The organism is Actinotalea sp., from assembly GCF_035443605.1.
Lineage (GTDB): Bacteria > Actinomycetota > Actinomycetes > Actinomycetales > Cellulomonadaceae > Actinotalea.
Genome location: NZ_DAORSQ010000205.1, coordinates 1 through 2,064 on the forward strand (window position 1 = coordinate 1; position 2,064 = coordinate 2,064).

At 71.4% G+C, this 2,064-nt stretch carries 3 protein-coding genes; 2 read left to right on the top strand and 1 reads right to left on the bottom strand.

Annotated elements, in window-relative coordinates; translation table 11 throughout:
• Window positions 1-193 precede the first annotated feature (193 nt).
• Entirely contained in the window at window positions 194-523 is a 330-nt protein-coding gene (locus tag PKY62_RS13175) for a PadR family transcriptional regulator (RefSeq protein WP_324537691.1), read from the top strand.
• A 27-nt stretch (window positions 524-550) separates the two neighbouring features.
• The gene (locus PKY62_RS13180; protein ID WP_159900046.1) at window positions 551-1,507 is read left to right on the top strand and encodes a permease prefix domain 1-containing protein; all 957 of its coding nucleotides are present in this window, start codon (window positions 551-553) and stop codon (window positions 1,505-1,507) included.
• Window positions 1,508-1,519: 12 nt separating this feature from the next.
• On the opposite strand, the gene PKY62_RS13185 is transcribed toward PKY62_RS13180, so the two are convergent.
• The coding region (locus tag PKY62_RS13185) for an aminotransferase class III-fold pyridoxal phosphate-dependent enzyme (RefSeq protein WP_324537695.1) at window positions 1,520-2,064 on the bottom strand (545 nt) is incomplete at its 5' end.

The following is a 2,064-nucleotide window of genomic DNA, read 5'->3' on the forward strand; positions in this document are numbered from 1 at the left end:
TCATTATCGACCGCCCAGGCAGGCGCCTGTCTCAGAGTCGTGCGCCGCTGACATACCTCGTTGCAACAACCGCTTGACTCCCCCCCTCGCGCCTGCGTATTGCCCCCTCTCGACGGCCCGTACGCCGGCTGGTCGACAGTTCACATCGTTGTGCCCTTGACGATAGTGTGTGACGCACACTATCGTCTCGGCCATGACGGATGACGAGGACGTGCTGAACGGCCACCTCCAGGAGCTGCGGCGGGGGACGGTGGTCGTCGCCGCGCTGGCGACCCTGCGCACCCCGGGCTACGGCTACGCACTGCTCGAGACGCTGGCCCGCGCCGGGTTCGGCGTCGACGCCAACACCCTCTACCCGCTGCTGCGCCGCCTCGAGAAGCAGGGCCTTCTCGAGGCCGAGTGGAACACCGAGGAGTCCCGGCCGCGGAAGTTCTACCGCACCAGCCCCGCCGGCGAAGACGTCCTCGCCGCCCTGCGCACCGACTGGCGCTCGCTCGATGCCGCCATCAACGACCTCAGCTGACCCGAGCCCGACCGAGAGGACCCCGAGATGACCTCCTTGACCGACCGCTACGTGCACGCCACCGTCCGCGGCCTCGACGAGGGCCAGCGCCCCGACGTCGAGCAGGAGCTGCGCGGCACCATCGAGGACATGGTCGACGCCCGCCTCGAGGCCGGCGCGCCCAGCCGCGAGGTCGCCGAACGCGACGTCCTCGTCGAGCTCGGCGACCCGATGCGCCTGGCCGCCGGCTACAGCGGCAGCCCGCTCCACCTCATCGGCCCGGCGTACTTCCCGCAGTGGCGCCGGCTCGTCACCCTGCTCCTGTCGATCGTTGTGCCCATCGTCGCCGGCATCGTCCTGGTCGTCCGCCTGTTCGTCGAGGACTCCAGCGCGGGCAGCGTGGGCACGGCCTTCGGGGGCGCGGCGGTCGTGGCCCTGCACACCGCGGTCCACATCATCTGCTGGACCACGGTCGTGTTCGCGGTCATCGAGCGCTCGGAGCCTGCCGGCGAGCTCGGTGCCTGGAATCCCGACCAGCTCCCCGAGCCCACCGCCGGCCGGCAGGTCGGTCTCGGCGAGAGCGTCACGGCGGCCGTGATGATCCTGTTCACCGTCCTGGCCGTCGTCTGGCAGCAGGTGAACCCTCCCGTGCGGGTCGACGGCGAGTCCGTGCCGGTGCTCGACGCCGGCCTGTGGAGCGGGTGGATGTGGGTCCTTCTCGCCCTCCTCGGTGGTCAGCTGCTCGTCGTGTGGCTGGTGCACCGGGCCCGGCGCTGGACGGTGGCGCTCGCCGCGGCGGGGCTCGTCGTCGACCTTGCCTTCGCCGCCGTGATCGTCGGGCTCGTGCTGGCCGACCGGTTCTTCGACGGCGTGTTCGTGGAGGCCGTCACCCGGGCCGGGTGGGAGAGCGCCGCCCGCGACCTCGCCTACGCCACGGTGCTGTCGGTGGTCGTCATCATCGTCTGGGACCAGATCGACACGTGGCGGCGGGTGCGGGCGGGCTGACGCCGCCCGCCCTCAGCCGTACAGCGCGCCGACGACCTCGCGGAACACCTCGGTGTGCCGGTCGACGTCGGCGCGCGTCGTGTCGGGGCACATGAGGGCCATGTTGTGGAACGGCGTCATGAGCAGGCCGCGGTTGCACGTCGCGAGGTGCATGTAGGCGTCGATGTCGTCGTCGTGCGCGATCGCGGCCTCCTCGCCGGTGCGCGGCGCGGGTGAGGCGAAGCGGTACTCCGAGCGCGCCCCGAGCTGGCTCACCGACCACGGCACGTCGAACTCGTCGAGGGTGGCCTGGACCCCTTCGGTGAAGGCGGTCGCGAGGACGATCATGTGCTCGAACGCCGTCGGCGTCAGCACCTCACCGAGCGTGGCGCGCATCGCCGCGGTGGACAGGGCGTTGCCGGCGAGGGTGCCGCCCACCCCGCCCACGTCGACGATGTCGGCGTCCCCGGCATCCGTGTGGCTGGTGATCGCGGCCGCGACCTCGTTCGTGATCCCGTAGGCACCGCAGGGGATGCCGCCCCCGATGGACTTGCCGATGACGAAGATGTCGGGCTCGA